General features: G+C 58.1%; 17 protein-coding genes. 13 read left to right on the top strand and 4 right to left on the bottom strand.

All coding sequences use genetic code 11. The annotated features are described in order from the left end of the window. Positions 1 to 5: 5 nt before the first annotated feature. From J7E36_RS09745 to J7E36_RS09715, 7 genes are all read left to right on the top strand, one after another. Positions 6 to 296 carry an ogr/Delta-like zinc finger family protein gene (locus J7E36_RS09745; RefSeq protein ID WP_215002257.1) on the top strand — a complete coding sequence of 97 codons (291 nt, stop codon included), beginning with the start codon at positions 6 to 8 and terminating at the stop codon, positions 294 to 296. Further along, positions 293 to 664, top strand: a complete 372-nt coding sequence (locus J7E36_RS09740; protein ID WP_215002255.1) for a hypothetical protein — start codon at positions 293 to 295, stop codon at positions 662 to 664. Before J7E36_RS09745 ends, J7E36_RS09740 begins: the two co-directional genes overlap by 4 nt. 76 nt (positions 665 to 740) lie before the next feature. Then, the gene (locus tag J7E36_RS09735; RefSeq protein ID WP_215002253.1) at positions 741 to 974 is read left to right on the top strand and encodes a hypothetical protein; all 234 of its coding nucleotides are present in this window, start codon (positions 741 to 743) and stop codon (positions 972 to 974) included. A gap of 6 nt (positions 975 to 980) precedes the next feature. Next, positions 981 to 3,833 carry a toprim domain-containing protein gene (locus J7E36_RS09730; protein ID WP_231286393.1) on the top strand — a complete coding sequence of 951 codons (2,853 nt, stop codon included), beginning with the start codon at positions 981 to 983 and terminating at the stop codon, positions 3,831 to 3,833. 58 nt (positions 3,834 to 3,891) lie between these two features. Beyond that, positions 3,892 to 4,230, top strand: a complete 339-nt coding sequence (locus J7E36_RS09725; protein ID WP_215002252.1) for a DUF7673 family protein — start codon at positions 3,892 to 3,894, stop codon at positions 4,228 to 4,230. Next, complete coding sequence (locus J7E36_RS09720; protein WP_215002250.1) at positions 4,227 to 4,433, top strand: hypothetical protein; 207 nt, start codon at positions 4,227 to 4,229, stop codon at positions 4,431 to 4,433. Before J7E36_RS09725 ends, J7E36_RS09720 begins: the two co-directional genes overlap by 4 nt. 394 nt (positions 4,434 to 4,827) lie before the next feature. Further along, the gene (locus J7E36_RS09715; protein ID WP_215002248.1) at positions 4,828 to 5,103 is read left to right on the top strand and encodes a pyocin activator PrtN family protein; all 276 of its coding nucleotides are present in this window, start codon (positions 4,828 to 4,830) and stop codon (positions 5,101 to 5,103) included. On the opposite strand, the gene J7E36_RS09710 is transcribed toward J7E36_RS09715, so the two are convergent. After that, on the bottom strand, positions 5,078 to 6,229 hold the full coding sequence (locus J7E36_RS09710) for a site-specific integrase (RefSeq protein WP_215002246.1): 1,152 nt from the start codon (positions 6,227 to 6,229) through the stop codon (positions 5,078 to 5,080). The genes J7E36_RS09715 and J7E36_RS09710 overlap by 26 nt on opposite strands. Before the next feature lie 103 nt (positions 6,230 to 6,332). Here J7E36_RS09710 and dusA point away from each other — a divergent pair, with 103 nt between their 5' ends. The 4 genes from dusA (at position 6,333) to tal (ending at position 12,341) form a co-directional block, all read left to right on the top strand. Further along, a complete protein-coding gene (gene dusA, locus J7E36_RS09705) occupies positions 6,333 to 7,343 on the top strand; it encodes a tRNA dihydrouridine(20/20a) synthase DusA (protein ID WP_215002325.1) in 1,011 nt (336 codons plus the stop codon). A 168-nt stretch (positions 7,344 to 7,511) separates the two neighbouring features. Next, positions 7,512 to 9,248, top strand: a complete 1,737-nt coding sequence (locus tag J7E36_RS09700) for a DEAD/DEAH box helicase (protein ID WP_215002244.1) — start codon at positions 7,512 to 7,514, stop codon at positions 9,246 to 9,248. Next, entirely contained in the window at positions 9,245 to 11,233 is a 1,989-nt protein-coding gene (locus J7E36_RS09695; protein WP_215002242.1) for a UvrD-helicase domain-containing protein, read from the top strand. The genes J7E36_RS09700 and J7E36_RS09695 overlap by 4 nt, the downstream gene beginning before the upstream one ends. Positions 11,234 to 11,414: 181 nt before the next feature. Then, entirely contained in the window at positions 11,415 to 12,341 is a 927-nt protein-coding gene (gene tal, locus J7E36_RS09690) for a transaldolase (RefSeq protein ID WP_215002240.1), read from the top strand. A 106-nt stretch (positions 12,342 to 12,447) separates the two neighbouring features. Here tal and rssC read toward each other — a convergent pair whose 3' ends face one another. The 3 genes from rssC to J7E36_RS09675 all read right to left on the bottom strand — a co-directional run bounded on the left by rssC (position 12,448) and on the right by J7E36_RS09675 (position 15,153). After that, positions 12,448 to 12,936: an anti-sigma factor antagonist RssC gene (rssC, locus tag J7E36_RS09685; RefSeq protein WP_215002238.1), complete on the bottom strand. Its 489-nt coding sequence runs from the start codon at positions 12,934 to 12,936 to the stop codon at positions 12,448 to 12,450. Beyond that, a complete protein-coding gene (gene rssB / locus J7E36_RS09680) occupies positions 12,936 to 14,117 on the bottom strand; it encodes a two-component system response regulator RssB (protein ID WP_215002236.1) in 1,182 nt (393 codons plus the stop codon). The genes rssC and rssB overlap by 1 nt, the downstream gene beginning before the upstream one ends. 346 nt (positions 14,118 to 14,463) lie before the next feature. Further along, a complete protein-coding gene (locus J7E36_RS09675) occupies positions 14,464 to 15,153 on the bottom strand; it encodes an MlaA family lipoprotein (protein ID WP_215002234.1) in 690 nt (229 codons plus the stop codon). 202 nt (positions 15,154 to 15,355) lie between these two features. On the opposite strand from J7E36_RS09675, the gene J7E36_RS09670 reads away from it, so the two are divergent. Together J7E36_RS09670 and J7E36_RS09665 are read left to right on the top strand one after the other, a co-directional pair. Beyond that, the gene (locus J7E36_RS09670; protein ID WP_215002232.1) at positions 15,356 to 15,976 is read left to right on the top strand and encodes an HAD family phosphatase; all 621 of its coding nucleotides are present in this window, start codon (positions 15,356 to 15,358) and stop codon (positions 15,974 to 15,976) included. A 109-nt stretch (positions 15,977 to 16,085) separates the two neighbouring features. Next, the gene (locus J7E36_RS09665) at positions 16,086 to 16,355 is read left to right on the top strand and encodes a DUF4404 family protein (protein WP_215002230.1); all 270 of its coding nucleotides are present in this window, start codon (positions 16,086 to 16,088) and stop codon (positions 16,353 to 16,355) included. The last annotated feature ends 34 nt before the right edge of the window (positions 16,356 to 16,389 follow it).

Below are 16,389 nucleotides of genomic sequence, written 5' to 3'. Positions count from 1 at the left end.
TGGCTATGAGCACCTACAAACTCGTCTGCCCTCACTGCCAAGGCCGCATGCGCATTCGCACCAGTGAAGGCACGCACATTTTTCTGCGTGTGGCCTACCTGCAATGCACCAACGAGGCCTGTGGCTGGTCGGTGCGGGCCGAGTTCGAAATGACTCATGAAATGAGCCCCAGCGGCATGGCCAACCCCTCCGTCCGGCTGCCCATTGCCGACACGATCTTGCGACGTGCAGCGATGAGGTCCGCCAACGATCAACCCGACCTGCTCGACCAAATGGAAATGGAGTGTGCGAAATGAACCATGAACAGCTTGACCACGATTATCGCAGCAGCATGCAGCGGGCGGCCTTCGCCTATCTGCAACGGCACGAAGCGCAGCACCTGGTGGATTCAGACCTGCTGTATGAAAACTGTGTTCGGCACATGGCCACGGCGCTGGAAGTCCCGGTGTTCATGGCGCAGAAGCTGGTGCACAGCGCCTGGACCGAGTTGCAGGTTATCAATCAGCGCAAGTGGATCGGTGTGGATTGGGGCGACAGCCCGGGCAGCACCGTCGTGCACTTGATCGATACCCGGGCAGACGTGCGTTACCCGGTCCCGGCGAGGTTGCTGCCGCAGACCCTGCTGGCCCAGCGCGACACCGCGCTCAAGCAACACCCTCAGTAATCCCCTTTTAAAACTACCTGCCCTGCCCCGCTTCCCGTGGGTTTGGGTGAGCTTTGCCCGAAATCCGAGGTGGACCATGGAAATCGACGTCGCCATCACCGCACAACTGCCCCGTGAAGAGGCCGAAGCCCTGCTCCAGGCGCTACGCAACCACTACGCGCAGCAGTTCAACGAGCACTGGTATGACGATCGCTTTCGCATGATCCCCGAGGGTTTAAGGCATGGCTCGCTGCTCGCGGCCTTCCCGGTGATGGCTGCGCAAAAACGCCTGATTGGCGCCCTTAAACACAGTCTCGGCGAAGTGAAGTAAGCCCCGATGAATAAGCGACTCAACGTCTCCCATGGTGCGAAACCTGTTCTACGCAAACCCATGGAACATCAGCTGCGCGCTGACGTGCTACAGCGCCTTGAGCCCGATTATGGCCTGCAACATATGGCCGGCACGCATTACATGCGTAAGGGCACCTGCCCACAGTGCAACCAGAAGCGCTTGTTCTCCCGTCACGATGAGCCCTGGTTCATTCGCTGCGGGCGTGAGGAAAAGTGCCGTTACCAGGCTCCCGTCAAAGAGCTGTACCCCGATTTGTTTGACGACTGGAGCAAGCGCGCCCCAGCAACCAACGAGCAGCCTACCGCTACCGCCAAGGCGTACCTCACCTTTGCTCGCGGCTTTCACCTTGAGCTGATTGAAGGCTGGTACACCCAAGAAAGTTATTTTGACGGTGACCTCAACATCGGCTCGGCCACGGTGCGATTCCCGCTTGAGCATGGTGGGTATTGGGAACGTCTGATCGACCAGCCGTCACGCTTCGGCAAGAAGAAAGCCCGCTTCCAACCCAAGCAGAGCTACAAGGGTTACTGGTGGTGCCCACCTTGTGTGGACGTTCTGCAGGTGGAAGAGCTTTGGATTGTCGAGGGAATTTTCGACGCCATAGCGCTTATCCATAACGGCATTTCTGCGGTCGCCGCGTTGTCCTCGAACGCCTTTCCTGATGAGTCGTTGAAGGCCTTGATTGCGGCCTGTGAAGGCAAGCCGCCTAAGTTGGTATGGGCCCTGGACAACGAGCCTGGGGCGCATAAATACACCCGGTCCTGGGTCAAGCAAGCCAGAGAGCTGGGCTTCGTTTGCGAGGCCGCGCAGATCCCGCAGCCGGATGCGCGCAAGGTCGATTGGAACGACCTGCATCAACGCTGGGCGTTTTTGGGGGATGACGAGGCCCGGGCGCAGCGAATCGAAAAAGACCTGAAGGAAGCCAGGCATCAGGGCGCGCTGCTGATTGCCGAGAGTGCCAGCGACAAGGCTCTGCTCATGTACCAGTGGCGGGAGCGGGAGGAATTTCACTTTTGTTTCGACTCCCGCCTGTACTGGTGGAAGTTGGATATCTCCAAGTTCAACAGCGCCAAACAGGCGCTCGATGACAGCGACAAACAGGAAGACCAACTGCTCAATGAAAAGGCCATTCGCGAAAAAGCGCTGCGCATGTCCGGTTGCGTGGTCGAGATCGCGAACTGCTTCCCCAAAGCGCTGTATTTCCAGCGCAACGAGATAACCGACGAGTCCTGGTACTTCTTCCGCGTCGACTTTCCACACGACGGCGGTTCAGTGAAGAACACCTTCACGGGCGGCCAGGTCGCGGCGGCCAGCGAGTTCAAGAAAAGACTGCTTGGGATGGGCGCCGGCGCGGTGTTCACCGGTAGCGGCCAGCAGCTAGACAAGATCATGAAGGACCAGCTTTTCGGCATCAAAACCGTCCAGACCATTGATTACGTGGGCTACAGCCGAGAGTACGGCTGCTACGTCTTCAACGACGTGGCCGTGCGTGAAGGCCAACTGATCACTCTCAACGAAGAGGAATTTTTTGAGCTGGGGAAGCTGAAACTCAAGAGCTTGCAAAAGGGCGTGAAGATCCAGTTAACCAGGGATGGCAAAAACCACGATCCAAGGTGGTTGGATCTGCTCTGGCAGTGTTTCGGTACACAGGGGATTGTCGCCCTGACGTTTTGGTTCGGCTCGCTGTTTGCCGAACAGATCCGCCATCGCTACCAGTCGTTTCCTTTCCTTGAGGCCACTGGTGAAGCCGGTGCAGGCAAGACGACCCTGCTCACATTGCTATGGAAGCTATTCGGGCGCGACGGGTACGAGGGCTTCGACCCCTCCAAATCAACCAAGGCCGGTCGTAGCCGTTTGATGGGCCAGGTGTCCGGCATGCCCATTGTGTTACTGGAGTCCGACCGAAGCGGCGAAGACAAGGCGCACGCCAAAACTTTTGAATGGGACGAGCTGAAGGATTACTACGGCGGCGGCACCCTGGCGACCAAGGGGGTTAAAACCGCCGGCAACGAAACGTATGAGCCGCCCTTTCGGGGAACGATCGCCATCAGCCAGAACGCGCCGGTGGTGGCCTCCGAAGCGATCATGACCCGGATCGTCAAACTGCACTTTGTGCGGCCCAACGTGACACCCGAAAGTCGCGCCGCTGCCGACCTACTCAATGCTTTGGAAGGCACGACGCTCAGCAACTTCGTGTTGCAGGCCGTTCGCAAAGAGGCCGAGGTCATGGCGCTATTCGCTCAGCGTTTGTCCAGCTATGAAGCGAAACTTCGCTGCCTCCACTCGCATTGCTTCGCTTGCGATACGCCCTTCAAGGATGAGCAAAACGAGTGCGCCCATTGCGGCAACAGGCTACGCGGTTACATCCGCGTCGAGCGCATCAACAAGAACCACGCCCAATTGCTTGCGTTGCTCGATTGCCTTCGGCTGGTGGTGGCTCTCACCGATGCGCAGATCAGCAACACCTTCAGCCAAATCATTCGCATGGCCATCGAGCGCCAGGCCTCCATCAGCTCTGACCATCCTGTCGTGGCCGAATTCTGGGAAGTGTACGAGTACCTGGAGGGCCTCGACGCCGATGGGCCTGTGGTGAATCACAGCAAGAAAGACAACGTCATCGCCATCAACCTCAACGACTTCGTGAAGTGCGCGGCCGAGCATCGACAAAAAATCGCCGACGTCAGCGAGCTGCGCGAGCGGCTGAAGGACTCCCGCTCTCGAAAGCTGATCGACATCAACAAGGCAACGGACAGCGCGGTACGGGCTTACCAGGCCAAGCACAGCAACGCGGTTATCACCAAGCAGCCCATTGTGAAGTGCTGGCACTTCCAGGCCTGACCATTCGACAAGAACACTCATCAGGCGCGGCAACGCCTACCACTCAAGGAGAAGCACCATGCACAACGAAACGCTCAAAGATGCCTTTGACGAGTTGTTCCAGTACCAGGCCGAGCGTCCGGCCATTCGCAAAGCCGGCGTCGACGCGCTGGTTCGCTTGCTGCCGGTCGCGCAACGCGACACCGGGCAAAGCGCAGTCATCGGTCGTTTTCTGCTCGGTTTGTACAACGGCCAGGCACATCCGTTTGACCTGACCGAGCTGCGCCGGCTCGACGCTGGCCTGTTCGACGACTGCATTGCCGTCCTTCGGCTGGATAACAGCCCCGAGCAGGAGGTGCACACCTACTTTCCCGACGGCGAAGCAATCTGGCAGGACCTGCGTAGGGTCTGGGCATGAAGTGGGCAGCGAAACTCAACAGGGACGGGCAAATCCAGCAGAACTGCTGGATCAGCGACAGCGGCTACACCGTGGCTGAGTGCCGGTTGCCTGAAGCGCGCTACCCCATCACTCGCCCAGGCGGTGAGCTGCCTTTCGCTTATGCGAAGGATCGGGACGAAGTCATAGCGATCATTGAGCAAGACCTGGCCAGAACGGCCTGAAAAGACGGTGTCGAGGAGCGGCAACTCCTCGACACCTACCACTACTAAGGAGCAGCACCATGCAAGCACAGAACCCAGGCAGTAGCGACGCAGAGGCTAGCACGAACGCATTGAAAGTCGGAGCGGCCAACTTATGAGCGTTTTCCTTCTGCTTTACCTTTGCGCCGACGTAACACGAACGGATTGCCAGGTGGTACGCGCTCAACGCTGGGATGGGCCGGACGCCTACGAGCAGTGCATCGGCGCAGTGCCAAGGCTCACAGAGGCGTTAAGCGTACCTAACAGGGAGCGGCACCGGTTCGTTTGCGAAGTACAGACTGACGGCGCACAACCGGCAGGTCAGGCCACCCGGTCGGAGTTCACTCATCAATCATTTCGTATGTGAGGAACCATCATGAATACAGCCTTCATCCTGATGGCTCAGTACGATGGCCAGGCGATCATTCCGCTGGAGCTGGTTTGTCGGGATTACTTCACGCACCTGACGCCTGATATGTTCCAGCGCAAGGTGTTGAGTGGGCAGATCAAGATCCCGATCACACGCCTGGAATCGAGTCAGAAATCGGCCAAGGGCATCCACCTCAGTGACCTGGCCATCTACCTTGATCTTCAGCGCGCCGCGGCGGTTAAGGAGCACTGCCAACTCAACGGGTTAAAACACGCCTATTGAGCCATTTCATTGATGCGGCGCCCAGCTGGACGGGCGCCTTCAATATCTCTTCGTGCCATTCCCACTTCACATAGCGATCACCTTTGCCACGTAGGTGGGTGTAGCGCCTCAGCGAATTCCAATCCCTGTGTCCCGAGACGCTTGCCACTCGGGGAATATCCCAGTCCATTTCAAACAGGCGGCTTACCCCTTCGTGACGAAGGTCGTGGAAGTGCAGGTCCTCGATGTTGAGGAATTTGCAGGCCTTCGCCCAGGACGTCGAAATCGATTCAGGGCTGTAAGGGAAGATGTCGTCACCAGCCTGGGGCATTGAGTGAAGTATCTGCCATGCCTCATCCGGCAGGTAACACCAGACGTCATTGCCGATCTTCTGGCCTGGGTTCTTCATGTCTCGCACCAGGACGCGCTGGCCAGGTTCGTCGAGGTCATCCCAGCGAATCCGAGTGATTTCGTCGAGACGGCGCGTCGAGAACAAGGCAAAGCCCACCACTTTCATCATGTTGATAATGCTTCGGCGCCGGGCCTGCATGTCCTGGTAATGCTTCATGAGCTTCCCCAGCTCGTCCAGCGTAGGGCGGCGGTCACGCTCCCGGCTCTTCAAGTTGTAGCCGAGCTTACGCAGCACGCGCCTTGCGGCCCCCATGGCCATAGGGTCAAGCTGATAACCCCACGCGTCTTTGCCGATGGAAAGCACGGCGCCGAGGTGCGCCAGGTCGTTGCCGGCTGTCTGCGCCTGGACGCCCCCACCTTCGGGGCTCATCCGCCATAGCGCGTAATCGACCAGGCATTGCGTGTTGATCTGCGTATCAGCCAGCTTACCCATATACGTTGCGCCGATGGCCGTAAGGGTTGCGCGTTTGGTTTTGCCCAGCGGCCGGGCTTTCTCAACTTCGATCAGGTACTGGTCAATCATGTCTTTGAGCGTGACACCTACGCGACTCGCCCGCTCAATCGCACCAGGTTCATCCAGTTCGGATCTACGCTTGCGTGCCCAGGCCTGCGCCGCCTGTTTCCGGGCGAAGGTCTGGCTCTCTTGGTAGACTTGCACTCCGTCGCGCTTGATGCGGATCTGAGCCGTGTAGCTAACAGACCCATCCGCCAGTTTTCTTGCCCTGATAGTCGCCATGTCAAAAGTGGTACGCGTCAGTTTTCGAGTGGTACATCGTACCACCGAGCCTCCAAAAACGCCTGAAAACGCCCCAAATCACGCCCAGAACACGTTGAGTAAAATGCTAGATAAACAGAGCCTTAGCCCAGTAAATACGCGGCCTACGCTGTCTCGGCGCTTCAGCGTGGCCCCCATGATGGATTGGACCGACGCCCACTGCCGCTACTTCCTACGCATCCTGTCCAAACACGCCCTGCTCTACACCGAAATGGTCACCACCGGCGCCCTGCTCAACGGTGACCACGAGCGCTTCCTGCGCCACCACGAATCTGAGCACCCGCTGGCCCTTCAACTGGGCGGCAGCATGCCGGTCGATCTGGCTGCTTGCGCGCGCATGGCTCAGGAGCACGGCTATGACGAGGTGAACCTCAACGTTGGCTGCCCCAGCGACCGGGTGCAGAACAATATGATCGGCGCTTGCCTGATGGGGCATCCGGGGTTGGTGGCTGATTGTGTGAAGGCGATGCGTGATGCGGTGTCGATTCCGGTAACGGTCAAGCATCGGATCGGCATCAACGGGCGCGACAGTTACGAGCAGTTGTGCGACTTCGTGGGGACGGTGCGGGAGGCCGGCTGTACCAGTTTTACCGTGCATGCGCGGATTGCGATTCTGGAAGGCTTGTCGCCGAAGGAGAACCGCGACATCCCGCCGCTGCGTTATGACGTGGTGGCACGGTTGAAAGCGGACTTTCCGGAGCTGGAGATCGTGCTCAACGGCGGGATCAAAACGCTGGAGGCCTGTCACGCGCACTTGCAAACATTCGACGGTGTGATGCTGGGCCGCGAGGCGTATCACAATCCGTACCTGCTGGCCGAGGTGGATCAACAGCTGTTCGGCAGCACCGCGCCGGTCATCAGCCGGGCCGAGGCGCTGGCGCAGCTGCGGCCGTATATCGCCGATCATCTGGCCACCGGTGGCGCAATGCATCACATCACCCGTCATGTGCTTGGGCTGGGTACGGGTTTCCCAGGTGCGCGGCGGTTTCGGCAGTTGTTGTCGGTGGATATCCACAAGACCAAGGATCCGCTGGCGTTGCTGGATCAGGCGGGGCAGTTGCTGGAGGGGCGTTAATCCGTGCAGCTTGGACAAAAGATCTGTAAGGAACCTGCCAAGCTACCCTTGTGATCATCTGAGACTCGCCCCAAACGACAGCGGATTTTGGATCCACAATGCTCGCTCTCGGCTTCAACAGTATGTAAAACTGTTGTGCCATCACGGATAACAGGGACGAGTATCGCCATGCAAGGGCAGCATCCGCTTATTGAAAAACTTTTTGAATTTGTCCATGCCGAGCGCGACGCGAACCTTCATAAACTCCTGCAGACCTGGCAGCGCCCTTTACATGAAAAGCTTGAAAAGGGCTTGACCCAAGGCTTTACGCATCTTGAAAAAGCCGAAAAAAACTCCAGCCTTTGGGCCTATCTCGATGAAAGCGAATCACGCTTTCGTGAAGGGGACATGCTGCGCCTGCACCTCGGCGATCCGTCTACCGGCCTGTTATGTGCCCGGATGAGCTTTGAGCGCGAAGAAGAGGGTCGATGGTTATTGAGCGAGAAGCTGGCTAATACGGTATGGGGCAACTACCAAGACGGCCCCTGCTATGCCGACATGGATGCGCTTGATCTAACACCCCGCTATGAAAAGGCGCTGGAAGATATCGCCGATTCAATCCATGCCGACAATATAATCCTCCCGCTGCTCGACGATGCGCCAGTTATCACCTTCAGCGACGTGGATCTGGATTACGCCGAAGATTTCGCCATTCAGAACAAGTGCAATGAGCATCAGGCGCACGCTGTCGCCATGGCTTTTGCCGCTGAACAGATTGCTTGCATCCAAGGTCCGCCGGGGACAGGCAAGACGCGTGCGCTGGCGCTCATTGCGCAACTACTGGTTGAGCGTCAGGAGCGGGTATTTGTCACCTCTCACACGCACATGGCCATCAATAACGCCCTTGCAAAGATCGCCGAGCGCAAAATACCAACGGTGAAGATTGGTGGACGCCCTGAAGATCTGGGCAAAACCGTTGATTGGGCAAAAACACCCGCCGACTGGGAGAAGCTGCCTACTGACGGAAGCGGCTATGTCATTGGTGCGACGCCGTTCGCAACATGCAGTCAGCTGGAACACTTCACGTTTGACACGGTGATTTTTGACGAAGCCAGTCAGATTACACTCCCCCTGGCGCTCATGGCCATGCGCAAAGGCAAACGGTTTATCTTCATTGGCGACCAGAAACAACTGCCGCCGGTGCTGTTATCCCAGTCGATCCTTTCGGGCGAATCGATGTCGATATTTGGTCGCCTCACTGCGCAGACAGCCGATCATACGGTCATGCTCGAAGAGACCTATCGGATGAATCAATGGCTGACCGAATGGCCGAGCAACAACTACTACAATGGCAAGTTACGGGCGGCCGGCCCCAACAAGGAACGACGCCTCAAGCACGCTGATGTCGGAGCCCCAATGGATCGCGTGTTTGATCCAGACGCAAGCGCGGTATTTATTCCCACGACCGACAGAACCGCCAAGACCCGCAACTATCGCGATGCTCAACATGTGCTCGATCTCTGCAAGGTCGCCCAGACGATGGGCATCGCCTTGTCTGATATCGGCATCGTCACCCCTTACCGAGCCCAAGGCCGGACGATTCGATCACTGTTGGCTCGCCATTTCGGGCGCGAACTCGCCAGCACCATCGTCGCCGATACCGTTGAACGTATGCAGGGCCAGGAACGCGAGCTTGTCATCGTCTCATTGGCCAGTGGCGATGAGACGTTCATCAGCGCTGTAGCGGAGTTTTTTTTCCAGCCTGAGCGACTGAACGTATCCATCACCCGGGCCATGACCAAATTGATCATTATCGGGCCCGAGCTGACTCAGGGCATTGAATGCAGCAACAGCACCATCCAGCAATGGGCTGATGAGTATTCGAGCCTGGTCAGTCGGTGCCGTAAAGTGGTGCTCGCCCCATGACGCTCTTTATCCCTGAATGGCAGCGCAGCACCGGCGCATACGTCCACGTTAAACGGGCGCTGCGCAAACTGGATGACAACCATGTCGTACGCCAGTGCCTCGCGCGAGAAGGTTGGACGCCGGACTTTTTCCTTCAGCACGCCCAATATCAATGGCTGACCGTCGTGTTGTGTGAAGTCTCTTTTGAAACGCTGGACCCCGATCAACTGTTCAGCGCTACCGGACAACAGGCTTTTATCGAGCTGCTTTCGCGCCTGGAAGCAACCGAGCCCGAGGGGATGCCCTCCGGACAGCGGCTTGGCAAGCTGATCCTGATGTGGAACTGCACTCCCGAACAGACCAAACGCCTGTGGCAACACTACTCACGACCTGATGGTCCGCGATTGATGTCCAAGAGCACCTTTATCGAACATGGCCATGAACAGCTGCCCAGATTGCTCAGCCCGCTGAGCCATGAGGCCATTGATACGGTCATGGGGCACTACTTCCCGGAAGCCGAGATACCTGCCATCTGTACAACCCGCCGGCATTTCTCACGGGATAACTCACCCAAGACCACACGTTACTTTCTGGACTCACAACAAGAGTGGGCAAGTAAGCTGGATCTGGAGTTGCCTGAAGAACAAACACAAACCTTGAATGATTTTTCGGTGCGGCTGGTCAACGGCGTTGCAGGGAGTGGCAAAACGCTGATCGCGGCTAATCGGGCACTGATTCTGGCAAGCAAATATCCCGATCTGAAGATACTGATGCTGATCCACAATGTCCCGGTGGTTAAAGACCTCAAGCATCGTCTGAAGAAGGCCAGCTCGACGGGTGTACCGCGCAACCTGACCCTCATGACCGCCCTTGCCTGGATAAGGCAGCAATGGGTCAACCATTTTGAGCAGCAACCCGAGATGGCGTCTGCGAAAAAGGTTACCGATCAAATTGCCCACTATCGAAAATCTTTTCCGGACCTGAAACCTGGCGATGAACAACTTCTTGACGAATTCGACTTCATCAATGAATCGTTGATTTGCAACGAGCAGGGCTATCTGTCCGCCGAACGCGCGGGCCAAGGGTTTGCTTTGCGCAAGGAGGAACGGACACAGGTGTGGGCTCTCTACGAACAGGTGACCGCTGCACTGAGCACGCTAGGGCTTCGCTTGTGGAGCTCATTGTCCCGGGATCTTTGTCTCACGAAACTTGAAAAACTCGATAAGTACCAGCATATCCTGGTGGACGAAGCTCAATTCTTCGCGCCGACCTGGTTTCAATTGGTCAAAAGTACCCTGGCTGATGTCGAAGGTAGCCTGTTTCTATGCGCCGATCCCAACCAGGGCTTTTTGAAAAGCCGACTCAGCTGGAAACGTGTCGGCCTGGATGTGGCGGGCAAAACGAAGAAGCTCCACCGCTCCTACCGCACCACTCAAGCCATACTGCGAGCAGCCGGCCTTGTGCTGGCCGAGTTCACCCAAACCGACCCGGACGATTATCTGCAACCTGACTTCGATGGCATGGAAGAAGGTATCGCACCGCTGTTGATCCGATCAGACACTCCCCAGGACGCGGTCATACAGCTCTGTAACGAGATAGCGGACTATTTGCAGGGTTCGCAGGTCAATCTATCGAATATGCTTGTTCTATATGGACGCGATGCCAACAAGAAGCTGCTGTTCAAGGCGTTGAGTGATCGATTCGGTTCACGCAAGATCTGGGATCTGAATAGCATGGAGTCTATCCACGTTAACGCAGATAACCTGCGTGTTTCCACCGTGGATACTGCCACCGGGCTTGAAGCCAGTATCGTGTTCCTGTTGGGCCTGGAAAAACTCATGAAAGAAACAGCCCAGGCGGGCATTCTTTCGGCTCAAGAAAGTGAACAAAATTCGCGCAAACTCTATATGGCAATGACACGAGCAGGCCAGCGATTGATTCTGATCTCGACGACGCTTCTGCCGGAAGGTATCGCAAACCTGTTCTTGAACGCACAGAAACCATAACCGTCAGGCGATGATGTTGAACCTGCATGCTCTTTTGGCATCGTATCTAGGATACCCGCCCCAGCCTTTCAAACAGCCGTTTTCAGGTTGTTGCCGCTGGGGCCTTCGATACCTCTACACGCCCTTGAGTGGCTGCCGGCCCTCGGGTAATGTCAACAGACCCATAGGACAGAGCACGCTCATGACTTCCAAGCTGGAACAACTCAAGCAATTCACCACTGTCGTGGCCGACACCGGCGACTTCGAAGCCATCGCCCGCATCAAACCCGTGGACGCTACCACCAACCCTTCCCTGCTGCTCAAGGCTTCGGCTATTCACGGCTATGCCGAGCTGTTGAACGCCTGCGTGGCGGACTGCAAGGGCGATGTGGGCCTGGCCAGCGACCGGTTTGGCGTGGCGGTGGGCGGCGAGATCCTGAAGGAGATTCCAGGGCGCATCTCCACTGAAGTGGATGCCCGTCTTTCGTTCGACACGGACGCCATGCTCAAGCGTGCGCACCGTCTGATCGATCTGTACGACAAGGCCGGTATTGGCCGGGATCGCGTGCTGATCAAGATCGCCTCCACTTGGGAAGGCATTCGCGCGGCCGAGCAGCTGGAGCGCGAAGGCATCCAGTGCAACCTGACCCTGCTGTTCTCCTTCGCCCAGGCGGCTGCGTGCGCCGACGCCGGGGTGTTCCTGATTTCGCCGTTCGTGGGCCGTATCTACGACTGGTATAAAAAAGCCAATGGCAACGACTACACCGGTGCCGATGATCCGGGCGTGCAGTCGGTAACGCGCATCTACAACTACTACAAGGCCAATGACTACAAGACGGTGGTCATGGGTGCCAGCTTCCGTAACCTCAACCAGATCGAACAACTGGCCGGTTGCGACCGCCTGACCGTCAGCCCGGAGCTGCTGGAGAAGCTGGCTGCGGACGAAGGCAAGCTGGAGCGCAAGCTGGCGCCAGGGCAGGCCGGGGAAGCACGCTTGAACCTCAACGAATCGCAGTTCCGCTGGCTGTCCAACGAGGACGCCATGGCGACCGAGAAACTGGCCGAGGGTATTCGCCAGTTTGCCCGTGACCAGGAGAAGCTGGAGGCATTGCTGCAAGCCAAGATTTAAGGTCATTCGAAGGGATGTAAAAAGGGCGAACCTACGTAGGTTCGCCCTTTTTTATGACCCTGGTCAGGCCTCATCGCGAGCAGGCTCGCTCCCACAGGGAGGTGCCTTAGCCGCCGGGGCGCTCCAGCGCGTTGACCAGGTCGTGGAAGGCTTCACGGTTGGAGTCGTTCAAGCCCATCAGGATCTTGTGCGCCTCAAGCACCTTGACCCGCACTTCCTCTTCGGACTGGTCCTGGTCAGGCAGGTCGTCCAGGCACGACGGACAGGGCACCGGGTCGCCCACGATGTTGAACACCTGGTCGAAGCCCATCGATTGCAGAAGACGGGTGATGTCGTTGTGGGTGGTGACAACGGTTGGCAGCAGGCCGACCTTCTGCCGCGACAGGATCGACAACTTGGCCAGCAGCCCCAGGGTGGTGCTGTCAATGCTGCGGGTTTCGGTCAGGTCGATCACGATGGCGCTGAAGTTCAGCGCGGTGAAGATCCGCTCAATAGTCGCATCCAGCGCCGAACACAGGGTCAGGCGCACTTCACCGACAAACTTCAGGACAAAGGTGCCGTCCTGCTCGGCGAACTGGATTCTACCGGTACTCATCAAAGGTTCCTGCTCAACACTAACAGGGCGATATCATCCGGCATCTCCCCGAGCGTGGCTAATCCAAACACCTGGCGCAAGCCTTCCAGGCTGCCGCCCGCTGCACTCACCCGCTTGGGCAAGGCCGCTTCTTTCTCTTTGAGTGTAGGCTCGGTCAAAAGGTCCAGAATGCCATCAGACATCAGCGTCAAACTGAACGTCGGCGGCAGTTCCAGTACGTGGTCTTCGTAGGTGGCCTCGTTGAACAGGCCCACCGGCAAACCACGCCCCTCCAGGTAACGAACACTGTCTGGCGTATACAACACAGGCAACGGCAGGTGGCCGCCGATGCTATAGGTCAACAAACCAGTCTCCTCGTCGATGACTCCACCGACCATTGTGACGTGTTTGCCCAGCTTACAACTGATCAGGCCTCGGTTGATATGCCCAAGGACCTCGGAAGGTGTGAACTCAGGCAACGTGCCGTTGCGCTTGGACTCGAACAGCAGCCGCGTGGTCATGAACTTCAACAGCACCGTGACGAACGCCGACGATGCGCCGTGGCCGGAAACGTCCGCCAGGTAAAACGCCACGCGTCGCTCATCGACCCGGAAATAGTCCACGAAATCCCCGGACAGGTACAACGACGGGATGATCTGGTGGGCAAACCGGAACTCGTCGACGGCCCACGGGCTGACCGGCAGCATGTTCATCTGCACTTGGCGCCCGGCATTCTGGTCTTCCTGCAGCAGGTTCAGGCTGGCTTCCAGCTCGCGGTTGGCGGTTTCGAGCTTCTCGCGATAGCGCTGGTTCTCGACCAACAGGCGCGAACGGTCCAGGGCCCGGCGCACCGAGTGCTCGAGCACCGCAAGGTCTTCAAGGGGCTTGATCAGGTAGTCTGCCGCGCCCAGGCGCAGTGCCTCGACCGCGTCGTTCATCACACCCGCGCCCGATACCACGATCACCGGGGTCTGGGAGGAAATCCCGCTGACCTGGCGAATGAGTTCGAGTCCGCCCATCTGCGGCATGCGCAGGTCGCAGATGACCAAGTCGGGCTTGTCTTGCTCGAATACCTGAAGACCCTGTTGGCCGTTGCTGGCCTGCAGGACGCTGAAACCACTGTCTTCCAAGTAGGCCGCGAGGCTGGCTCGCACCACTTCGTCATCATCGATTATCAGCAGCGTGGCACTGGTTTTTGGCATGTGGGCAAACGGCGCCAGAATTAGGTTGGCGTAGCTGGCTGGGCCGTCTGGCCTGGCACACACTACTGGATTCGCTTTCTAGCCTCTCTGGTCGTACCGGTTTCAGGCCGTTGCCCTACACACAGTTTCATCAGAGGTGCCCTTCTAAGGCGCAGACGGTACTCCCATCCGCGGGGCGTTTCAAGCTCGGGCGGATAGCCGCCTGCCGTCTTTATTTGTCAAAGTACAGAGAGTTATAAGAACCGAGCGAAGCGTAACTCAATGGAAGGATCGAACCGCTCGAATACTGCGCAAAAACACAAAGGCGGCCTTTAGGGGCCGCCTTCTGTTCACTCAGGAATCGATATCAAAAATCGTCTTCGACCTGGCCGTCCTTGACTTTGAATTCGCGGTTCTGCAGGTAGGCGTTGCGGATGAAGACGTATTTGTCGCCGCTGACCATTTTCTCCGCCGACAACAGGCTGGCCCGGGTGTCGACGATGTTCAGGCCGAAGACCGAATTACGCACCGAGACGTTGTCCATGTAGCGATAGGGGCCGGTGTAGCTGTCGACATACTTGGCCGGTGCATCACGCAGTGTGCTTGGGCCCAACAGCGGCAGCATCACGTACGGGCCGCTGCCTACGCCCCAATAACCCAGGGTCTGACCGAAATCTTCATCGCTGCGCTGCAGACCCATCTGGGTGCCCACGTCGAAGAAGCCCAGCAGGCCGAAGGTGGTGTTGAAGATCAACCGGGCCGTGTCGACCCCAGCCGCGGCCGGCTTGGCCTGCAGCACGTTGTTGGCCAGGTTGCCCACGTCACCGATGTTGCGGAACATGTTGTGGATGCCGTCTTCCAGGAACTGCGGCGTCACGTACTGATAACCCTGGGCCAGCGGCTTGAGGGCATAGGTATCGAGGGTGTCGTTGAAGGTGAAGATCGGACGGTTGATGCTTTCCCAAGGATCTTCTTCCGTGGCGGCCTGGGCTGCAAACGGAACCAGCAGGACGCTGGCGGAAAGACACAGCTGAGCGACACGAGGGCTCCAGCGCATAGGGGAAAACTCCTTGGTTTATTCAGGCAAGGGCGCCGAGCCCAGGCGGTAAGATGGCTAGTATAAGACGGAACGCCAGGTTAGGCAGCATCGAAAACAGAAGTGGCCTGTAGGACGTTTCTGCCAACCAAGGCCTTCACGCCGCTGTCACCGGACTGTCATTGATGCGCGTTAGGCTGCGGGGTATTTCAAGGACGTCCCCATGCCCCGCGCCGAAGCCCTGCCCCTCCCTGCTCCGAGCCTGACCGCCGTGCTGTTTGGCTTGAGTGGTTGCCTGGTGGATTTCGGCGCCAGGGTGCGTCAGCCGGGGGCGAAACCGGCCGAGCATGCGCAGCCGACGCCGGGGGCACTGGAAAGCCTGCACCACTTGCAGCATTTGGGCATACCGTGCGCCTGGCTCGACGAGCTGCCGCCAGTCATCAGCCATGGTTTGGCGACGGCACTGCCGGCGTGGATCAAACCGCCGCAACTTCCAGCAACAAATAATCCTTGGCCCGCCCCACATGCCTGTTGGCAGGCGTTGATGGCACTCAACGTCCAGCAACTGGACGGTTGCGTACTGGTCAGTGGCGAGCCTGGGCTGTTGCAATCGGGGCTCAACGCCGGCTTGTGGACGATCGGATTGGCGTCCTGCGGTTCGTTGTGCGGCCTGGCGCCGGGGGAATGGCAAGCGTTGAACCAACAAGAGCGTGAGTCCCGGCGCGCCAAGGCCACCGTGCAATTATTCGGCCTGGGGGTGCACTCGGTGATCGATCACCTGGGCGAGCTCGACACCTGCCTCGCCGACATCAATCTGCGCCGACTCAAAGGTGAGAAGCCGTGACCGGGATCATGCAGGCTGTGTGAGGGTGGATTACTCTTAAGGCAAGCCACGGACTTTTGACGCACCGTCGCGGTCCATGGCTGTGCCTATCAATAAAGGGAGTACGCCAATGCCTGCCCGCCGCCGCGAACTGCAAGAACAACTCGATATCCTGCGCGAGCAATTGGACCAGAACCCGCCGCTGTCCGGACCAGAGCGCGAGAATCTGCATCAACTGATGGCTCAGATCGAAGCTGAAATCCAACTGGAAAATCAACTTCAGGACAGCAACCTGGTCGACGGCGTGAACCTTGCCGTGGAGCGCTTCGAACTGGAACACCCGACCATTGCCGGTACGTTGCGCAATATTGTGCAGACGCTGGGCAATATCGGGATTTGAATGGCAGATGCAATTCCCTGTGGGAGCGGGCTTG

The organism is Pseudomonas fluorescens (assembly GCF_018614775.1).
Lineage (GTDB): Bacteria > Pseudomonadota > Gammaproteobacteria > Pseudomonadales > Pseudomonadaceae > Aquipseudomonas > Aquipseudomonas fluorescens_BY.
Note: the sequence above shows the minus strand (reverse complement) of the source record. Positions and strands in the feature narration are given on the sequence as shown.